The sequence below is a fragment of the Methanosphaera sp. BMS genome (assembly GCF_003268005.1).
GTDB lineage: Archaea > Methanobacteriota > Methanobacteria > Methanobacteriales > Methanobacteriaceae > Methanosphaera.
Genome location: NZ_CP014213.1, coordinates 1057113 through 1078337 on the forward strand (window position 1 = coordinate 1057113; position 21225 = coordinate 1078337).

General features: G+C 34.1%; 10 protein-coding genes. 5 read left to right on the forward strand and 5 right to left on the reverse strand.

Annotated features, from left to right (window positions below):
- The first annotated feature begins 200 nt into the window (after nt 1-200).
- Nucleotides 201-2222, forward strand: a complete 2022-nt coding sequence (gene rqcH / locus AW729_RS03745) for a ribosome rescue protein RqcH (RefSeq protein ID WP_112123845.1) — start codon at nt 201-203, stop codon at nt 2220-2222.
- Between the two features lie 167 nt (nt 2223-2389).
- On the opposite strand, the gene AW729_RS03750 is transcribed toward rqcH, so the two are convergent.
- The 3 genes from AW729_RS03750 to AW729_RS03760 all read right to left on the reverse strand — a co-directional run bounded on the left by AW729_RS03750 (nt 2390) and on the right by AW729_RS03760 (nt 5714).
- Nucleotides 2390-3688 carry a DUF6270 domain-containing protein gene (locus tag AW729_RS03750; RefSeq protein ID WP_112123846.1) on the reverse strand — a complete coding sequence of 433 codons (1299 nt, stop codon included), beginning with the start codon at nt 3686-3688 and terminating at the stop codon, nt 2390-2392.
- A gap of 135 nt (nt 3689-3823) precedes the next feature.
- Complete coding sequence (locus AW729_RS03755) at nt 3824-4534, reverse strand: metal-dependent hydrolase (protein ID WP_112123847.1); 711 nt, start codon at nt 4532-4534, stop codon at nt 3824-3826.
- A gap of 43 nt (nt 4535-4577) precedes the next feature.
- The gene (locus tag AW729_RS03760) at nt 4578-5714 is read right to left on the reverse strand and encodes a glycosyltransferase family protein (protein ID WP_112123848.1); all 1137 of its coding nucleotides are present in this window, start codon (nt 5712-5714) and stop codon (nt 4578-4580) included.
- Nucleotides 5715-5854: 140 nt separating this feature from the next.
- On the opposite strand from AW729_RS03760, the gene AW729_RS03765 reads away from it, so the two are divergent.
- Both AW729_RS03765 and AW729_RS03770 read left to right on the forward strand, forming a co-directional pair.
- Entirely contained in the window at nt 5855-6037 is a 183-nt protein-coding gene (locus AW729_RS03765; protein ID WP_112125225.1) for a class III signal peptide-containing protein, read from the forward strand.
- Nucleotides 6038-6056: 19 nt separating this feature from the next.
- Nucleotides 6057-6230: a class III signal peptide-containing protein gene (locus tag AW729_RS03770; RefSeq protein ID WP_112123849.1), complete on the forward strand. Its 174-nt coding sequence runs from the start codon at nt 6057-6059 to the stop codon at nt 6228-6230.
- A gap of 12 nt (nt 6231-6242) precedes the next feature.
- Here the strand turns inward: AW729_RS03770 and AW729_RS03775 are convergent, their stop codons facing one another.
- Nucleotides 6243-6698, reverse strand: a complete 456-nt coding sequence (locus tag AW729_RS03775; RefSeq protein WP_112123850.1) for a phosphopantetheine adenylyltransferase — start codon at nt 6696-6698, stop codon at nt 6243-6245.
- Between the two features lie 602 nt (nt 6699-7300).
- Here AW729_RS03775 and AW729_RS03780 point away from each other — a divergent pair.
- Nucleotides 7301-12880 carry a hypothetical protein gene (locus tag AW729_RS03780; RefSeq protein WP_112123851.1) on the forward strand — a complete coding sequence of 1860 codons (5580 nt, stop codon included), beginning with the start codon at nt 7301-7303 and terminating at the stop codon, nt 12878-12880.
- Nucleotides 12881-13184: 304 nt separating this feature from the next.
- On the opposite strand, the gene AW729_RS03785 is transcribed toward AW729_RS03780, so the two are convergent.
- Complete coding sequence (locus AW729_RS03785; protein WP_112123168.1) at nt 13185-14669, reverse strand: transposase; 1485 nt, start codon at nt 14667-14669, stop codon at nt 13185-13187.
- 804 nt (nt 14670-15473) lie between these two features.
- On the opposite strand from AW729_RS03785, the gene AW729_RS03790 reads away from it, so the two are divergent.
- Complete coding sequence (locus tag AW729_RS03790) at nt 15474-21005, forward strand: hypothetical protein (protein WP_112123852.1); 5532 nt, start codon at nt 15474-15476, stop codon at nt 21003-21005.
- Nucleotides 21006-21225: the final 220 nt, after the last annotated feature.

Sequence of the window (21225 nt, forward strand, 5' to 3'; positions counted from 1 at the left end):
TCCCCATATTCTTATCTACAGTAATCCAATGACTTTCAATGAAAAATTATTCAAATCATCAATCCCCATATCACTACATCATATCCATAATTAAATCGAAGAAAATGAATGACTGAAAATAGAATGAACAAAAATTAATTAACAAAGTCCGACTAAAATAATAATATTACAAAGAATAAAATATTTTAGAGGGTGTTATTATGAAATCAATGTCAAATGTAGATATTCACAGGATTGTTAAAGAGTTAAATGATGAAATATTAAACGTTAAAGTGGAAAAAGCATATCAACCATCATATGACACCATACTAATAAAGCTTAGAAAAGCTGGTGAGGGAAGAAAGGACCTGGTTATCCAGGCGGGTGCCAGGATACACCTGACAGAATATCCGCTGCCAAATCCTACAATACCGCCCCATTTTCCAATGCTGCTTAGAAAACACTTGAGCGGTGGATTCATTACATCAATCAGGCAATATCAGTTCGACAGGATTGTTGAAATTACGGTAGAAAAGCAGGAAAAGTTCACGCTAGTAGTTGAGCTGTTCAATAAGGGAAACGTAATCCTGCTTGATGAGAACATGAACATCATCTCGCCCCTCAAGCATGAAAAATGGCAGGATCGTAAAATAACAAGTCATGAGCAATACAAGTATCCTCCATCCAAGATAGACATCAAAAACACCACGGCAGATGAAATCCGGGAAATCACGTCTGAAAGTGACAGGGACGTAGTAAGAACCCTTGCAACCAATGGTCTCGGTGGATTATACGCCGAGGAAATACTATCATACACAGACATTGATAAAGAGAAGATGGCAAATGACCTATCCGATGATGAAATAACAGAAATAGACAATGCACTAAAGGAATTATTTGACAAGGTGGAAAACAATCCGCAACCTCAGATAATTATCGAAGAGAAGGATGACGAGAAAACAAATAAGGACCTGGTGCCTATAAGCCTAAACAAGTATTCATCCTTCAAATCCCAAACATTTGAATCATTCAACAAGGCGGCGGATGAATTCTACTCCAAGAAGATTGTCAGTGACATAAAACAAAAGGAAGAAAACGTCTGGACTAAGAAGATTAACAAGTACAGAAAACGACTGGATATGCAGGAGGAAAGTCTTGAAGGATTCTATAAGACAATAGAGGACACCCAGCTTAAGGGCAATACAGTCTATGCCCATTATGGTGAAATTCAGGAAATACTTGACGTCATAGCCAAGGCCCGGCAAAACTACTCCTGGAAGGAAATAGGCAAAATCATCAAGAAATCCAAGAAAGAATCGGACATTCCTGCATTGGAGTTGATAGAATCCATTGACAACATGGGTGTTATCACATTGAAGCTTGATGGCCAGATTGTACGTGTCGACAGTAATCTGGGAATAGCAGAAAGCTGTGAGAAGTTCTACTATAATAAGGGCAAGAAGGCAAAACGTAAAATAGAGGGAGTTAAGATTGCAATTGAAAACTCCAAGTCACAAATAAAGAAACTTGAAGACAAGAAGGAAGTTGCCATGAGCGAACTTAAAACCCATACTAAAAGGGAGAAAAAGGAACTTAAATGGTATGAAAAACTCAGATGGTTTATCAGCAGCGATGGATATATGGTTATCGGTGGTCGTGATGCCAACAGTAATGAACAGGTAGTTAAAAGATACTCCAAAAACAATGACGTTTATTTCCACTGTGACATCCATGGTGCACCATCCACAATCGTACAGAACGAGAATAAAGATGAAGCCATACCGGAGTCCACGTTATATGAGGCCGCCTGCTTTGCTTCAAGCTACAGCAGTGCATGGGGTGAGGGTTTCAGCAGTTATGATTCATACTGGGTTAACCTTGACCAGGTATCAAAGACCCCCGAAACAGGTGAATATCTGAAGAAGGGATCATTTGTCATAAGGGGTAGAAAAAACTTCATAAGAAATGTGCCCGTACTTATAGCTGTGGGTGTGGTTGACTATGATAATAACAAACGTATCATGGCGGGCCCCGTTGATGCCGTTAGAAATATGTCCGGCAATTATGTTATCATAAAGCCGGGTTTTACCAAGAAGGAGCGTATGGCCAAAGAGATACTTCATAGAATAGATAATGATAAGCTGTTTGGCGTTGACGATATTGTACGTAATCTTCCTAGCGGTAAGTGTGACTTCATGGACGAGCGTGAATACAACCAGAAATATAGCCGAAAGTACAGGTAAACGTGAAAAGTATAATGTTAAAAATGTTTAATAGCTAAAAATAGTCAAAAAAGAAACTTTAAGTATGAAAAGATAATTAAATTTTTTATTTTAAAGTTTATAGGATATAATGTGTTAAACCTTTCATACTTAATATAGATTATATTTTTATTAATATATATAATTATTCAAATTTTTCTTTTCATATTTCTCAGCGATGATGTAAGCTTCCATGAATTTGATGAATAAATGCTTTCTATGGTATCATTTAGCTTCTGGTTACGTTGTTTCAAGTCTTCATTGTTTTTTACCAATTTATCACGCAAATTCAACAATTTAACCTTTTCTTCTTTTAGACTGTTTAATTCATTTTGCTGTTTTTGATTTTCCACTTTTAGTTCTACCGGATTAAATTCCTTATCCATGAGGTTATCTATTGATTTTTGACTTACGCGTATGTCTTCTTCCAATACCTGTATCCTGTCATTGGCTTCGGACAGCTTATTTTCAAGTTCATCCCTCTGGGATTCGGCTTGTTTTTTTGATTCTAGTTGAGTGTTCAAATCATCTTTTATTATATCCTGTTGTTTTTTTATTTCATTGACGTATTTGTCCTTTTCAACCAATTCAAGTTCATATTCGGTCATCAGAACATGACTATTTAATTTGTCCTTTCGGATTGACTCGTTTAGGTTGGCGTATTCGCTATCTGACAGCAGTCGGTTACGTTCGTCTATTTCGCAGATTTGTCTTGTGTAGTTGGTGTAGTAGTCTTCGACGTAGTGTTTTGGTCCCAGTCCCCATTGGTGATTTTCATCAAGAAGTACGTTTTTATCATATTCCAGTATTTCCACGTCAAATTTCTTTGCTATGTATGAGTCAACCAGTGGCAGGTAATGGTTGTCTGTCCTGTTTTTGAATTCCAGGTTTTCTTCTATGCTGCCGTCGGCCTTCTGTATGCGGTATGCTTCCCTTACCGGATTTAGTATGACAGTTATATCAGGGTATTCATCGGACATCACGTCAAAGAATTGCCTGTAGCTTTTCTTGAATAGCTTCATGTATTCATTGGTGTTATCCTGTATCGTGATGAATCGCTTTTCTGAGAGGTTATTGAAAAACTCGGTCCTGTCATATCGTGGATAGTTGAAGAATATGTAATCATCAAATGATACCAATCCCCATTTGACCTCAAGACCGGCATCAATCAGCAGGTAATCTATATCGGCTCGTGATAATCTGTCAAAGAATAGTTTATCCAAATCTTTTTCTATAAATGATGAGTATGACTCGTTTTCCTTATTTTCCGGGAGTATTTTTATGGATTCTTTATCGTATGGCACTGGAGTTTGCATATTGCTTATGATTGAATTATTTACATAGCTTAAATTTATTGTAAAGTAATCCTTATAGTTTTTATTTATTGAACTGTTAAAGATATCCCTTGTTGGACAACTTCCAAATACTCCGATTTTAATTGTAGACATATATAAATATATTAAATTGTTTAAATAAATAGATTTTGAATTTGGTGGCCTTTCATAGATTAGCAGTCCGTTGAAAAAAAGTGCTGAAAATAATAATATTTTTAAAAGTTTAAAAAAAAGAAATTTGAGAAAAATCTATTCGATTTCTTCTGTGTATTCTTCACCGGGTTTTAGTGGGACTGTGATTGTACCTATGCTTTCATCCTCGACGAGTTTTGCAAATAGGTCAACGTCCTGTTCTATTGCCTCGAAGGTGTTGTAGTGCATTGGTATTACTATTCTTGACTGTAACCATCCTGCTGCTATTGCGGCATCTTCTATTCCCATGGTGAACTTGTCTCCTATAGGAAGTAGTGCAATATCCGGCTTGTAGATGTCTCCTATGACCATTTTCATGTCGCCGAATAGTCCCGTGTCACCTGCGTGGTAGATTTTCTTTCCGCTTTCCAGGGTTATGATAAATCCTGTTGCCACTCCACCAACTTCAAGGTTTTCCATGAAGTCTATTGCGGATGTATGTCTTGCATCAGTCATTGTCACGTTAATCAGGTTGTTAACTGATATTGATCCGCCGATGTTCATTCCTATTGCGTTGAAGCCCTGTTTTTGTACGAATGTTGCAAGTTCATGTGTTGCTATTATTGTTGCCCCTGATTGGTTTGCAATTTCAAGGGCATCTCCGAAGTGGTCGGAGTGTGCGTGGGTAATGAGTATTATGTCAGGGTTTAAAAGTTCCACAGGGGTAGTGCATGAGGGGTTGTTGCTGATGAATGGGTCTATTAATATTTTAAGTCCTTCCTCGGAGGTTATGTTGAATGCTGAATGTCCTAGATATTCTATTTTCATTTTATATCAATTCCTATGTTTTATTATATTTATATTTGTGTTTCTATTTATATAGACTTTCTATTTGTTTTAATGCATTTGTTTTTCCATCATATTTAACAAATTCATTATATTGGTCTTCGTTGATTTTGATTGAGTCGAGCCTACCTAGTGTATCGTTTATTGTTTCAAGCAGTTTTTTGCTGTCGTTTATATCTGTTGTAGAGGTAATCTCGTATTTTTCCATGTTTTCTATGTTTTTTTGTTGTTCTATATGATTTTTTAGGGGTATTAGTATGTTCGGCTTTTTGATGGATATTAATTCCATGCTTGTTGTGTGGCCTGCAAGTGCTATGGTTAAATCAGATATTTGCATCCAGTCAACAAGATATGGTGTGAAGTCCTTGATTATTATCTTGTCGGTGTCATTGATGTTGAAGTCTTCGGTTTTTATCTCCAGTCCTGTGAAGATTATTATCCTGTCGCAGTTTATATCCTTTGATATGTCGCATATGTTTTTTATCAGGACTTCGCCGAATTCGCTTCCGCCAACCGTTAAAAGTATTATCACGTCATCATCATTGAAATTGTATCTTTTTCTCAAAGTGGTTTTCGATTCTATTTCGTCGGGATTTTTATGAAGCAATGGTCCGATGTATTCTGTTTTACCTTCTAGTTTTGACGGTAACTCCACCGTACCTTCTATATCCGGTATCAGTATCTTTTTGCATCCGCGTGTTATCTCTTTTATGAATTTTCTGATGCTTTTTTCGAAGTATTTTATGCTCATTGACTCCGTACTGTCGGAGAAGCCGAATGTCAGGTCATTTGTTATTATGAAGCAGGGGATGTTTAGAAACTTTGCCGTTATCGGGGAGGTGTATGTGGAGTCTGCTATGATTACGTCCGGTTTTATTTGTCTTATTATTCTTGCTTCCTTGTACATTGTCTTAATGAAGACATAGGGTATGTCCTTTGATTCCTTTACCGTGTCCTTTATGTTTATTTCACCTTCATCTGCCTGGAAGTTCATGGTTGGCATGTCATATGTTTCCTGTCTGTTCATTTTCAGGTAGTTGTATCCTGATCCGAAGCTTGCGAATATCACTTCGTGGCCGGCCTGCCGTAATTTTCTTGCCAGTGCCAGATCCCGTGATGCATGACCTATTCCTACGCCGAATGACGTGATTAATATCCTCATAGTAATTCCCCGTTTATTAATTATATTATATAGGTTTTAATTATTAAATTTAAAATATGTAATACATATGATTAAAAATAGTAATACTTATAAGGTATGTAATACTAATATGTTATTATAGTAATACGGGAGGTGATTGCATAAACATCATAAAAGACACCCATGGCCAAGGTGCAGCTGAATACATCCTGCTGTTTGGAGGAGTAATAGTAATAGCACTAATAGCCCTGCAGATATACCAGGGATACTTCAACCAGTCAAGCTCATTCAGTGCAAAAGATGATGCCGAACAGATAAGAAACAACCTTACAAACAAAACATAAAAAAGAGAGTATGATTTAAATGATAAATGACAATAAAGCACAGACAAGCGTAGAACTGATACTTATACTTGCCTGCATGATGGTAATAGTACTGATATGCGGAAATTTCATAACCGATACCTTGAATGACATAGTCCTGCATTTAAAAATAGTTATAAGAAACCTCAGAAATTCTATGATAAATAATATATGAAAATAAAAGTTTTCATAATATATTACCTTTCTTATCTATTTCACCCTTTCTTATGCGAGTGGATGAAATAGGTACACCATCGGCTGCAAGAACCCATTCAATTACAATAATATCAAGAGGATTCAAGCCATTGTTCACCCGGATATTGTTGATATCCAATGCAGTAGTTTCGGTTTCATGACTGACTACAATTGCATCCAAATCAGGATCGGTATCTGCAGAACCGTAAACATCGTTTATTTCTTTGATTTCATAATTAGTATCATATTTTTCAACAAGTTTTTTTAGTCGCTTGATTCTTATATTACATGGCTCTATGTCATGCTTTTTACTCTTTACAAAATCATCAGAAGTTATGCCGATAAGTACATTATCCGCTACTTCAAAGGCAGTACTTATCAATGTTTCATGACCCTTGTGAAACTTGTCAAAGGTTCCGCCAACTGCTACTTTATTATACTTCTTCATTTTAAATCAATCTTTTATTTTTTTTAAAAAAAAAAGGGTAACCCTATAAAAAAATTTTATCTACTATTAACATATTTGTTTCACATCATATTTATTTTTAATAAGAAAAGCACCCTACTCTTTTTACAGATACATTACCAATTCAGATACAATATCATTAAATAATTCAAAAAAACATTTGAACATTAAAGGAACAATAAAATGTTCCATTTATATTTATAGATTTTTGAATATTCATTGACAAAAAATAGAAAAACATGACCTAATAGCCCATAACTTTGGAAATTAATTTAAATCAAACCACTTACGTAGAGATTAAAGAATTATAAGAATTTAACTAATCAAATGTATTATAATAAATTTTATAAATCAATTATAAACCGAAATTTATATTATTTTTTAATATTAAAGATATATACAATAATGAAATAAATTTTAATAAATTTAAATAATTAAAAACAGTAATCAAGAGTGCAAATTAAATATTTTTTTATAAATCAATTAAAAAAATTATAAAAATTTAGTATGATGATGATTACATCATAAAATTTATTCCATTATTAATTTTCTTTAAAATAAAAAAAAAGCTATAGTTGATAATAATGAATAGAAAACTGAAATATTCTTCGATATTTCTACTGTTTACACTATTGTTAATACTAGCAGGCGGTATAGCAGCCGCCACAGATGTTGATAATAATGACAACACGGACTTATCGGACAATATACAAACCCAGACAGTTGGTGATGATGCCTCCAGCATACCACAACCAACTGATAATAATATGGAAACTAAGACAATAAAAGAAGTAGACGATACTTATACCTATACAACAACTGCTTCAGAGGCTAAAGAATTAGCAAAAGATGAGAAAAACTTGAAAGGAAGAGATTATGCGGGTACACTTACATTAAACCCTACTTCAGCACGTGTAGGAGACAATATAACCGCCAGTCTTAATTCACGTTACATTATGTCCCGTATTAGTAGTTCTTATGGAATTACAATAGATGGAAGTACTATTGTTAGTGGTAGCATTACCCCTTCCTCTCAAACTGTAACTATGACCTTTACATTGCCAGAATGTAGTCCAGGTGATCACACAATTAAAATGAATGTGGCATATTCCTCTATTAATGCTGTAGGTTCAGCTACATTAACTGTTCTAAGCAGTGCAGTAGATACAAAAATCACCGAAGTTACAGGAGTAACTGATGAAATCGGCAATACTGTAATTCCAGTTACAGTTACCGATACGAATGGTAATTCCATTAATGGTTCATCTACACTTACAATTAAGGATGCTGACACGGTTCTTTTAGAAAGCTATCCAATAGAAGACGGTGTGGCAAATGTATCCGTACCAACAACAAGAGTTGGTGATTATGACTTAACAATACTGTTTAATGGAAATGTATTTTTTAATCCATCCAACACCACTATCCCAGTTAGTGTATCTAAAGCAGCAACTACATTAACAGTAGATCAATATGATGAAGGCATCTACGAAGTAATAAATGCCCTAAACAATACTGTTCTTACAGGTACATTAATACAAACAAGTAACAGCAAAGTTTTAGGTAACAAAGAAATAATTGTTAGCGTTGATGGAACTGATTACACTGTTACTACTGATAATGAAGGTAAATTTGTATATAAATATGATGTAGTGCAAATAGAGGAGAATATACCGATTTCCATTAAATTTGCGGGTGATGAATTATACCAAGCTAGTCAGGAATATAGCGGTACATTTGACATAGAAGCACTTGAAACGAATATCATATTGGATGAAGACCCATTATCAGAGGTCAATGAAACCACTACCATCTCAGGTAAATTAACCGATAACTACAACAATCCAATACCAAATACTGATGTAAACCTTGAAATAACAGGTGTCAATGATATTGTTACTGTTACAACAGACTCAGAAGGTAAATTCAGTTATGATGTAATCTACAATGACGTCTTGGAAGTAACTGTTGAAGCATCCCTAGCCAATGCAGTATTATATGAAGCAGAACCTGCTACCATGACATTCAATGTAGTAGTCGGCCCAAAAAGAACCAACCTTACAATCGAAACAGGAAGTGGAAGTGGAAACAACATCAATATAGTTGATGTAACCCCATACTTCAATGAAGTAATCACAAACGGTACACTCATAGACATATTCAACGAACCAGTAGCCGGTGCAACAATAAAAATACTAATCAACAATGAAGACTACTCACAAACAACAGACTCAGAAGGTAAATTCACACTGGTATACAACGCAACACAAGGACTAACCACATACAACATAAGCGTAGAATTTGAAGGTAACGATGCATACAAACCAGCAGGCGAAGTATACACCGGAACATTCAAAACCGAAGCATTCGACATAACAGTAACGGTCGATGAAAACTTCCCAGAAGAAATACTCATAGGAGATGAAGTAACAATAACCGGTACTGCCACCCTTCAAAATCAGACCTTGAAAAACAATCCGATTGTACTTACAATAGACGGTACGAAATACACGACAAGTACCGACGAAGAAGGTAAATACTCATACACCTACACTGTTGCAAGAAACGGTACTATACCTATAACAGCAAATGCAACATTTGCCAATGCAGATGTAAAACTTGGTCAGACAAGCTTCTTTGTAGCAAAACCTGCGGTAAACATTGACTTGGATGAAGTTGCCGATACAAAAGTATACTCAGATATTACCTTAAACGGTAGAATCTACATAGCTCAAAATGATACGGCAATCGAAGATAGCTTAATACTTAAAATCAATGGAAATGACATGAACCTGGCAAGTGATGAAGAAGGATTATTCACATATACCTTCACACCAACACAGGCAGGCATATACGACATCTTAATCTCTTATGGCAATATAAAATATGCCGTCAATAATGCTACAGCACAGGTAACTGCAATACAAAGACAAGCACAACTAGTAAATGATAAACAGCCAATATCAGTGAAAGTAAATGACTTCTACACAATATCCGGTTCATTAGTGGATGAAGACAATAATCCAATAGCCAATGCAGAGGTAATCTTCATAATAAATGATGAAACATCCACAAATAACACCGATGCAGATGGTCGTTATGTATACAATTACCAGACAAGCAATGTTGCAGATAACAACTTATATGAGGTAAGCTACTCCGGTGATGACAATTACGCTTCTGCTAAAAACTATGTTGGATCATTCTTTGATGTGGAAGCTACAACAGCCGATATTTCAATATATGCCATGGACACTTCAATAGCCATTCCTATAAGCATAACAGGTACTGTCTCTGACAAAAACAACAACCTATTGAGCAATGTTAATGTAGTAATTATTATAAAAAATAATGAAATCCAAACTACAACAAATGATGTGGGAATGTATGGGGTAGAATACACTCCGACAAAAGTTGGACAAACTACTGTGACGGCAACAATCAAGGACAAAAACTACCTAGAACAGTCAATTTCAACAACAATTAATGTTGAGAAGGTTACAACCACAACTACAATCGAAACCGTCAGAGCAAATGGAGACTATGAATCTAACCTGACAGCTACCGTTATGGACTCGAACAATAACGTAGTGCCAAGCGGTAAAGTAGTCTTCAAAATCAATGGAAAAACAGTAAAAGATGAGAATGGAAAAGTAATTTATACAAAAATATCAAACGGTCAAGCGATACTCCCATATACATTCACACAGGATGACATCGACAACAACGTATCAATATCAGCAGCATTCAGCGGTTCAAGCAACTATGACTCATCATCAAGTCAAAAGGCAAATATCCTTCTTGATAACCAACATGAATCCACGGTAACAACAAGTGATATAACTGCAAAAGCAGGAGATTTGGTTACATTCACCGCTAAAGTCACAGATTATGGTGAAAACATAAACACTGGTAAAGTAGTATTTAAAATTAACGGTAAGACAATAAAGGATGAAAACAACAAAGTAATCTACTCACCGGTTGAAAACGGAATAGCATCATGCGAATACACAATACCAGAAACAATGAAGGCAAAAACATACAACATAACAGCAGTATTTACTGCAAGCCAGTACAACAGAACAGAAGCAAACGCTCAATTAACTGTTGAAGCTACAGAAAATAACGGTACAAACCCTACCGGTACGGTACATATCATTACAAATGACAATGTTGACAGTTATATGACTAAAAATGGATTAAGCGATTTGGTATCCGCCGGTGATACACTTGATATACAAGGAACAATTGATAAAACACATTCACTTGTAATCAACAAGCCGATTAATGTAATCTCATCTACACGGGATGCCGTGATAAACCTTCACACCAAGGCCGGTAGTCTGATGGGTGAAGATCCAGGAAACTGCTTTACAGTAAACAAGGCAGGTGCTGGTTCAAACATCAGCAGTCTATATCTAACCAATACCGAATGCTGGATATTTAACACGCATGATGTTACCTTACACAACATGACCATGCATGTTAAAGATGCACAGGTAGGAAGTGGAGTAGGACAAACAGCCGTAAGATATTCTGAAAGAATAATCATCGATTCATGTTTCATATACACAGAAAACAATGGTGGAAGTACTTCCATGGCATTAACGGCATGTAAGGATATTCTAATCAAAAATACAACCATTCAAGGTGTTTACGGATCAGGCCAAGTAGGAAACATTCTATACATAGGAAACAGATATAATATGGGTGATAAACCATCAGATTTCACCGTTGGTGTTGATACCAACATTACCCTTATGGATTCTACAATAATGGGTGAATGTATAGGAGCAATAACAGTTGCAGTATACAATAACCTTACAGCATCAAGCAACTGTAACTTCATTAACAATACATTTGACACTACCGGTAGCTATGGAACCCTTATAAGCGGACCAAATGCATATATTGAAGGAAACAAAATGTATGGTACTTCCGGAATATCCGTTGGAGCAAATTCCATCGCATGTGGTAACGTATTCTATGGATCAGGTAAAATTACACTAGCCGGTAATACTACTATCTATGATAACACATTAGGTACATTGAATCTTTCTGCAAAAGCAAATCTTTACAATAACACTATTGCTTCTGTAATCATGAATTCAAATATGGAACTGTCAAATAACATCGTTACTGGAGATGTAACTCTCACCAGAGCAGCCATATCAAACGTAATAATATCCAACAACACCATATATGGTAATATAGTAAGTACCGGAACCAATACTGTCAGAAAAAATACGAATAACCTCATAGCAAACAACACCATAGGCGGAGGCATATCATTATCAGTGACAGACACGCATAGAATTGAAGGTAACACGATTAACGGTACTGTAACCATTGCAAATACGGCAACAAATACCGTGGTCAACAACAATACAATCATAACCGCTAATCAATATGCGGTAACAACTGCAATTGCCTCAACAACAATAACAAATAATTTCCTAACATCAAACAATAACCAGTTATTCGGAAATGCCGCAGTATCAGATTCAAGTAGAAAAGCAACCATCGCCAATAACACCCCAAATGATGCTTACTACACACACGTCACATTTGATGAAGCAGGTGGTATGATTGGAGAGACTGCAAATATCGTAATTAGTGTAACTAACAATCAAGGTGCAAATACTGATGGACAGATATACTTGAAAGTTAATGACGAGGTATTGACAGATGAAAATGGAAATACCCTAATTTACGAAGTTACCAATAATCAAGCCGTGATTACTGATATTATAATACCTGTTGAATGGTTGAAGTCTGATACGATACTTACAGCCGTCTATACAAACAACAATAATTATATTGTTACAGAAAGTACCACTATGAATATCGATAAATATGAAGCAACTGTAGAGATAACCACTGAAGAGTTGACTGTAAACACTGGTAGTTCAATCACATTAACAGCAAAAGTAACAGACAATAATGGTGAACTAATAAACGGTCAACTGGCATTCAAACTTGACGGCAACACACTCGAAAATAATGATGAAACACTCATATTCGTAGATGTAATCGATGGAATCGCAACACTAGATTACACAATCCCAAGTGACATGACAGCAGGTTCATACACCTTAACGGCAGTATTTGAAAATACATACTATCAACGCTGCGATGACGTTAAAACATTGATAATAGAATAGAAATATTCTATTTAACCTTTTTTCTTTTTTTATTGAGTATATGACAAAACTTTTTATTCTTTTATTTTCTGCTTAATCGTTTTATATTTTCTTGTTTTCTTGTTTTAACCTATTTTTGAATATTATTATTTTATCAATGTTGATATTTTATTGGAGTTTTTTCATCATTTTTTCCTTATTTTTTGTGTTTATTTAGATTTTTTATTAAAATAATTAACATTGTTATATTTTTATTTGTTTTATTAGGTGTTTGTAAAAAAAGAGGGTGTGTTTTTTGAGGAGGTTAGTAAATGTTCTATTTTTTTTATAATTGATATTCTTTTATTTTTTCTTTTTTAAATGTTTGATATTCTTTATTTACATCTAATTCTAGTTCTATCATGTTTATTATTCGTTTTATATTGTATGTTATGCTGTATAGGTTTATGTTGTTTTCTATGTTTTGTGTTTTGATAAATGGTAGTTTGTTGATGTGGTATTGTTGTTTGAATGTTCCGAATGGTGCTTCTACTGTTTTGGATCTTTTTTTGTATTCTTCTTTTCCTTCGATGGTTTCGAGTTTGTATTTCATCTGTTGTGTGTATTCTGATCCATATTCTGTTACTTGTCTGTGTGTATGTGAGTCAGTGAAGCATAATTTTTTGTATGGGCAGATGTAACATGCTTCGGGATTGTTGAATATTCTTTTTATTTCATATGGGTCTTCTTGTTTCTTTTTATTTTTGTTATTAACTACGTATTGGTATTTGAATGTTAGTAGTTCATTATTAAAGCATAAAAATGCATTAGTTCCTTCAATTTCTATCATATTATCTTTATGGAATGGGTTGGAATTGTATTGTTTTTTGTGGTCTTTGGTTTGTTTTCTGTTAACTATATATCCATCTAGTTCGTATTTTTGTAGTATGCTGCTGCTTACTTCGTTATGGTATCCTGTATCGGCACTTATTTTATTTAATGGTACTGGACTATTTTGTATGGCTTTGGTTAGTGTTGGTGGTAGTTGATAATGGTCAGTAGGGTGATTGGAAACATGAATAGCTAATATTAGTTTGCTTGTGTAGTCTACTGCTGTTTGAAGATTGTATGATATTTCTTTTTTTCCTTTTTTGTTTAACATCCAACGAGCTTCACTATCATACAATGCCACAGTTTTTTGCCCACTACTTTTTAATTCTTCTTTCAAATGATATAAAAAGTCAAGTTTTTCTTTTAACTTCATATCACTATTTAACAAATTATAAGCAGGTTTTCTTAACTTATTTATAATCTCTTCATCATGATTATCATTTTCTAGTATTTTAATTAAACGATTAACATCTACTTTACGAATAACATTAAAACTACTGTTATATGCTTTAATAATTGTACCATCAATTGCTACATGATCAAAATCTGTTAAACCCAAATCAACAGCCAACTGCAATGTTCTAGAAAGAATAGACTTATAATAACAACCTAAAACAAAACGATAACGACTAATACTACGACTAGATGGTGTTAACCCATCCATCAACACCATATAAGGAATATTAGTACGTGAATTGCTCTCTATGTCCTTCGGAGAAAATACTTTATTACAATAAGCATATAAAAGCAATCCAAGCATGTTTTCAATTGGATAACGAGGACGTCCAGTTCCTTTTTGCTCAAAATAACCACAAATTTCCTGACAATAATTCTCAACAAAAAACTTGATAAAAAACAACAAATCATCATCCAAAACAAAACTAATCAAACCACGCTCACGTAACAAACGTTTCTTTTCATCAAAAACTTCAGAATACATAACATAAACACCCAACCATATAATATTTAATAAATCTAACAAAATATAATCAAAATATAAAAATACAATTAAATAAACATTAATACTTAGTTTAAAGACTAACTAACTACTTATATTAAATATTAAATAATTATAATTATTTATATAAAAAATAATATATAAAACTAACTGTAACTATCAAAAACAAGCAAAATACACGCAGAAAAAAATTAATAAAAAAATAAAAATAATTAAAAAAATAATAAAACTAAAATAAAAAAAGAACAATACACCATTAAAAAACTAAAATAAGAATAAATATGGAAAATTAAGATAAAATAAGTAATTTAAGAGTTTTGTCCAATACTCTTATTTATCCCCATCAGAAGATAACCTTAAAATCATAATTCCAAAAGATTTATTCTTTTAAGATTTGTTTAATAATTCTCCTAATCACTTAGTTATAAACTCCTGATGAATAAATTACTACTATCATACCAGTTGCTTTCTATAACTTATTCCATTTAATCATGAAGGATAATTTAATCAGTAATTATAGAATCCAATCCATTATAATAAACTTTGGAAATGTCCCCATGGGAAAAAAAATTAATACTATTTTGTCACATAACTATATATCATAATGAATTAAATTTTAACATGATTCAATAAAAATAAATGATAATCATCAAAGCTAAGAAAATATTTTTTTATACATCCATTAAAAAAATTATAAAAAATTAGTTATGTAGTGATTGAATGTTAAAATCTTATTTTTCATTATTAATTTGATTTAAATCAAAAGAAAAACTATGGTTGATATAAATGAATAAGAAACTAAAATATTCTTCGATATTACTAGTGTTTGCACTATTGTTAATACTTGCAAGCGGTTTAACTGCCGCAGCCGATATCGACAATGACAACACAGACATATCTGATAATAGCATAACAGACACGGTTGGTGAGAGTGTTTCAAGCACGCCACAACCAACTGATAATAGCATGGAGACGAAAAGCATAAAAGAAGCAGATAATGACGATACATATACTACAACTGCTTCAGAGGCTAAAGAATTAGCAAAAGATGAGAAAAACTTGAAAACAAAGATGAACACCGGAACATTAACCGCAACACCAGATAACGGTTATGTTGGTGATAATGTTACTTTATATTTAAAAGCTGGAACTAGTGATTTGATTCAAAGCCTATCATATAGTATCACAGTTAAATTTAATGATAAGCAAGTCTATTCCGGCAGCGGAAAACCTTCTTCAAGGGGTAATGCATACCTGACTATCCCAGTACCAAACCTTGAACCGGGTGAATATACCGTTACCATGAAATGGGGTTATTCAAACGATTTCATCGGAGCAACAGGAAGTACTCCATTCACAATTCTAAACGGTGCTGTTGACACAAAAATAACCGCAGTTGGAACCATAAATGGAGAAATAGATAATACAATACTTCCTATTAACATTACAGACAGCAACGGCAATGCACTTGAGGGTTCACCTATGATAAATATTAAAGACGGAGATACAGCACTAGTAGAAAATTACACCGTCACAAATGGTGTGGCAAACGTATCCGTCCCAACAACAAGAACAGGTGACTATGACCTTACAGTGGAAGTAATTGAAACACCATTCTTCAACAGCTGCAACGCCACAATACCAGTTAGTATATCCAAAGCACAAACCACATTAACGGTAGATCAATATGATGAAGGCATCTACGAAGTAATAAATGCCCTAAACAATACTCTTCTTACAGGTACATTAGTACAGACAAGTAACAGCAAAGCTTTAGGCAACAAAGAAATAACTGTTACCGTTGAAGGCAGTGATTATACTGTTACTACTGATAATGAAGGTAAATTCATATACAAATATGATGTTACTCAACTGGCTGAAGGTTTATCAATATCCATTAAATATAATGGTGATGAATTATACCAAGCTAGTCAGGAATATAGCGGTACCTTTGACATAGAAGCACTTGACACAACCATCATATTGGATGAAGACCCATTATCAGAGGTCAATGAAACAACTACAATCTCAGGTAAATTAACCGATAACTACAACAACCCAATACCAAATACTGACGTAAAACTAGAAATAACAGGCGTAAATGATATCGTTACAGTTACAACAGACTCAGAAGGAAAATTCAGTTATGATGTAATCTACAATGACGTACTGGAAGTAACAGTTGAAGCATCACTAGCCAATGCAGTATTATATGAAGCAGAACCTGCTACCATGACATTCAATGTAGTGGTCGGTCCAAAAAGAACCAACCTTACAATTGAAACAGGAAGTGGAAGTGGAAACAACATCAATATCGTTGATGTAACCCCATACTTCAATGAAGTAATCACAAACGGTACACTCATAGACATATTCAAAGAACCAGTAGCCGATGCAACAATAAAAATACTAATCAACAATGAAGACTACTCACAAACAACAGACTCAGAAGGAAAATTCACACTGGTATACAACGCAACACAAGGACTAACCACATACAACATAAGCGTAGAATTTGAAGGAAATGATGCATATAAACCAGCAGGAGAAGTATACACCGGAACATTCAAAACAGAAGCATTCGACATAACAGTAACAGTCGATGAAAACTTCCCAGAAGAAATACTCATAGGAGATGAAATAACAATAACAGGTACTGCAACATTACAAAACCAGACCTTGAAAAACAATGAAATAGTTCTAACTATTGGTGGTACAAAATTCACAACCGCAACAGATGAGGAAGGTAAATACTCATACACCTACACAGTAGTAAAAAATGGTAACATTCCAGTTATAGCTAATGCAACATTTAGTAATGCTGACATTAAAGTAGGACAGACAAGCTTCTTTGTAGCAAAACCTGATGTAAATATCGACTTAGATGAAATTGCCGATACAAAAGTATACTCTGATGTTACATTAAACGGTAGAATCTACATAGCACAGAACGATACTCCTATAGAAGATAGTTTAATACTTAAAATCAACGGTAATTCATATGATTTATCCAGTGATGAGGATGGAAACTTTAACTATGTATTTACTCCATCACAAGCAGGCACATATGAGATATCAATATCATATGCTAATGTAAGGTATAATGCCCATAACATTTCATTCCAAGTAACTGCAATACAAAGACAGGCACAACTTGTTAATGACAAATTAGCTGTAGCAGTTAAAGTAAATGACTTGTTTAGCATTACTGGTTTATTAACAGATGAGACAAACACTCCAGTATCCAATGCTGAGGTAATATTCATAATCAATAATGAAGAATATAGCAATGTTACCGATGAAAATGGTCGTTATGAATATAACTATCAAGCAACAAAAACTGGTGTTAATAATCAATATGAAGTAAAATATTCTGGTGATAATAATTACGTCTATGCTAAAAATTATGTCGGATCATTCTTTGACGTTGAAGCAGCAAAAGCAGATCTTACATTATATGTAACGGATACATCAGTAAACAAGAAGACCATCATAAGCGGTACTGTTTCAGACAAAAATGAAAACTTCCTAAGTAATGTCAATCTAATAATTGACGTGAAAAATTCACAACTTCAAACAAAAACTGATGATACGGGAATGTTTAATGTAGAATACACTCCTACAAAAACAGGTCAGACTACCGTAACAGTAACTGTTAAAGATGACAATTACCTTGAAGAAAGTGAAACCACGACATTCAATGTTGATAAAGAAACAACAATTACCACGATAAGTCCTGTAAAAGTAAATGAAAACCTTGAAGCAGACTTAACTGCAATTGTTACAGACTCTGACAATAACCCATTAACTAGTGGTAAAACAGTATTCAAAATAAACGGTAAAACAGTCAAAGACGAAAACGGTAAGGTAATCTATAGCAAGATATCAAACGGTCAAGCATCCCTGGCATACACATTCACACAGGATGACATCAACAACAACGTATCAATATCAGCGGTATTCAGTGGTTCAAGCAACTATGTCTCATCATCAAGTCAAAAAGTAACTATTATAACAGCAGAGGACCATGACATTACAATTACTCTTGATGACATAACCGCAACACAAGGTGAGTCAATCACAATCACGGCAGTAGTGAAAGACTATGATGAAAATGTAAACACGGGTAAAATAGTGTTCAAAATAAACGGTAAGACAATAAAGGATGAAAACAACAAGGTTATCTACTCACCGGTTGAAAATGGAATAGCATCCTGTGAATACCCAATACCGGAAACTATGAAAACAAGGACATACAACCTAACAGCAGTATTCACTGCAAGCCAGTACAACAGAACAGAAGCAAACGCTCAATTAACTGTTGAAGCTGCAGAAAACAACGGCACAAACCCAACTGGCACAGTACATATCATTACAAATGATAATATTGACCAATATATTACTAAAAATGGATTAACAAGCCTGGTATCTGCCGGTGATACTCTTGATATACAAGGTACTATCGACAAACAAAATTCACTTGTAATAAACAAGCCAGTAAATGTTATTTCATCCACCAAGGATGCCGTTATTAGCTTACATACTAATGCTGGTTCCTATTTAGGTGAAGATCCGGGTAACTGTTTTGTTGTAAACAAAGCTGGTTCAGGTTCAAATGTAAGTAACTTATACTTATATAATACCGAATGTTGGATGTATAACAACTATGATGTAACCTTATACAACATGACGATGTATGTTCAAGATGCACGTGTCGGTAGTGGAGTAGGACAGACTGCCATAAGATATTGTGAAAGATTCACAATGGATTCATGTGTAGTTTACACAGAAAACAATGGTGGAAGTACTTCCATAGCATTAACCGGTACTAGTGATGCTCTTATTAAGAATACTACAATTCAAGGAGTAGGTAATGTAGGAAATATATTATACCTAGCTAATTCATATAACATGAATGATCAGCCATCAGGTTTCACTATTAGAAATACCAATATTACTGTTGATGGCTGTATGTTAATAGGCGAATGTAATGCAGCCATTAATTATGCAATGATGAACAATGCTAAAGACTGTAAACTAATAAACACAACAGTTCATACTGCAGGCCAGTATGGTTATCTTGATACGGGAACCAATGGTATTGCTATTGGAAACAAAATGTATGGTGCTAGTGGTTTAGTTGTCAGAGCTGGTTGTGATGCATATGATAACGTATTCTATGGAACTGGTAAATTAACCGCATATGAAAGATCAAGAATCTACAACAATACAATCAAAACAATAGCTGTCAGCGGATTAAATGTACTTGTAGAAAACAACACAATAGATAGTGTTGAACTTAAATCCACTAGTGCAACATATATGGTAAATAATTCAGTAATATCCAACAACAACATTACAGGTAACATAAAAAGTGAAGGTCTTTCAAGTAAAAGAGCCAATTCAAACGTTACTATAAAAGGTAATATCATCGGTGGAAGCATAACTCTTTCACAAACGATTACACACACTATTGAAAACAATACAATATCTGGTTCAATCAGCATCCCAAGTAGTGCTGCTGATACCCTTGTCAGATATAATACAATTATTACAAGCAATCAATATGCAATAACAAATGCCATAGCATCAAGTGTGATTATAAACAACTACCTAGTATCAAATAACAACGGATTGTTGGGAAATGCCGCAGTATCAGATACAAGTAGAAAAGCAACAATTGCAAACAACACACCAAATGATGCATTCTATACCCATGTCACATTTGAGGACGTCACCGGTACTGTTGGTGAAAACATAAATATCGCAATAATTGTATCTAATGAAAATGGTGAAAACACTGACGGAGAAATATACCTGAAAGTCAATGATGAAATATTAACAAATGAGGATGGAAACACCATCACATTAGAAGTATCTAATGGTATGGCAATGCTTGATAACTACATCATACCAACCGAATGGTTAAAATCAGATACAATTCTAACAGCCGTATACACGAATGGTGCATACACAATAACAGAAAGCACATCAATGAACATCGAGAAAATGGATGCATTTGTGGAAATTACCACAGAAGACCTGACAGCGACAGCAGGCAGTCAAATCACCTTAACAGCAAGAGTAACAGACAATAATGGTGAACTGATTAACGGTCAGCTGGCATTCAAACTCGACGGCAACACACTTGAAGACAATGATGAAAAACTCATATTCGTAAATGTAATCGATGGAATCGCAACTTATGAATACACAATCCCAGGTGACATGCAAACAGGTTCATACACCTTAACGGCAGTATTTGAAAATACATACTATCAACGCTGCGATGACGTTAAAACATTGATAATAGAATAGAAATATTCTATTTAACATTTTTTTTTCTTTTATGCTGTCACTTTGACCATGACTTTCAAATAACTATATTTTGAATAATCATATCCAATAGTTAACTTAAACTGACATTAATATACTCTTTAGTATTTATTAAATACCAACCTAATCATTAACCATCCATCCAATAATATTCAATTCTAGCTTTAATTCATTTATGGCAATATTATATTCATTATTCATA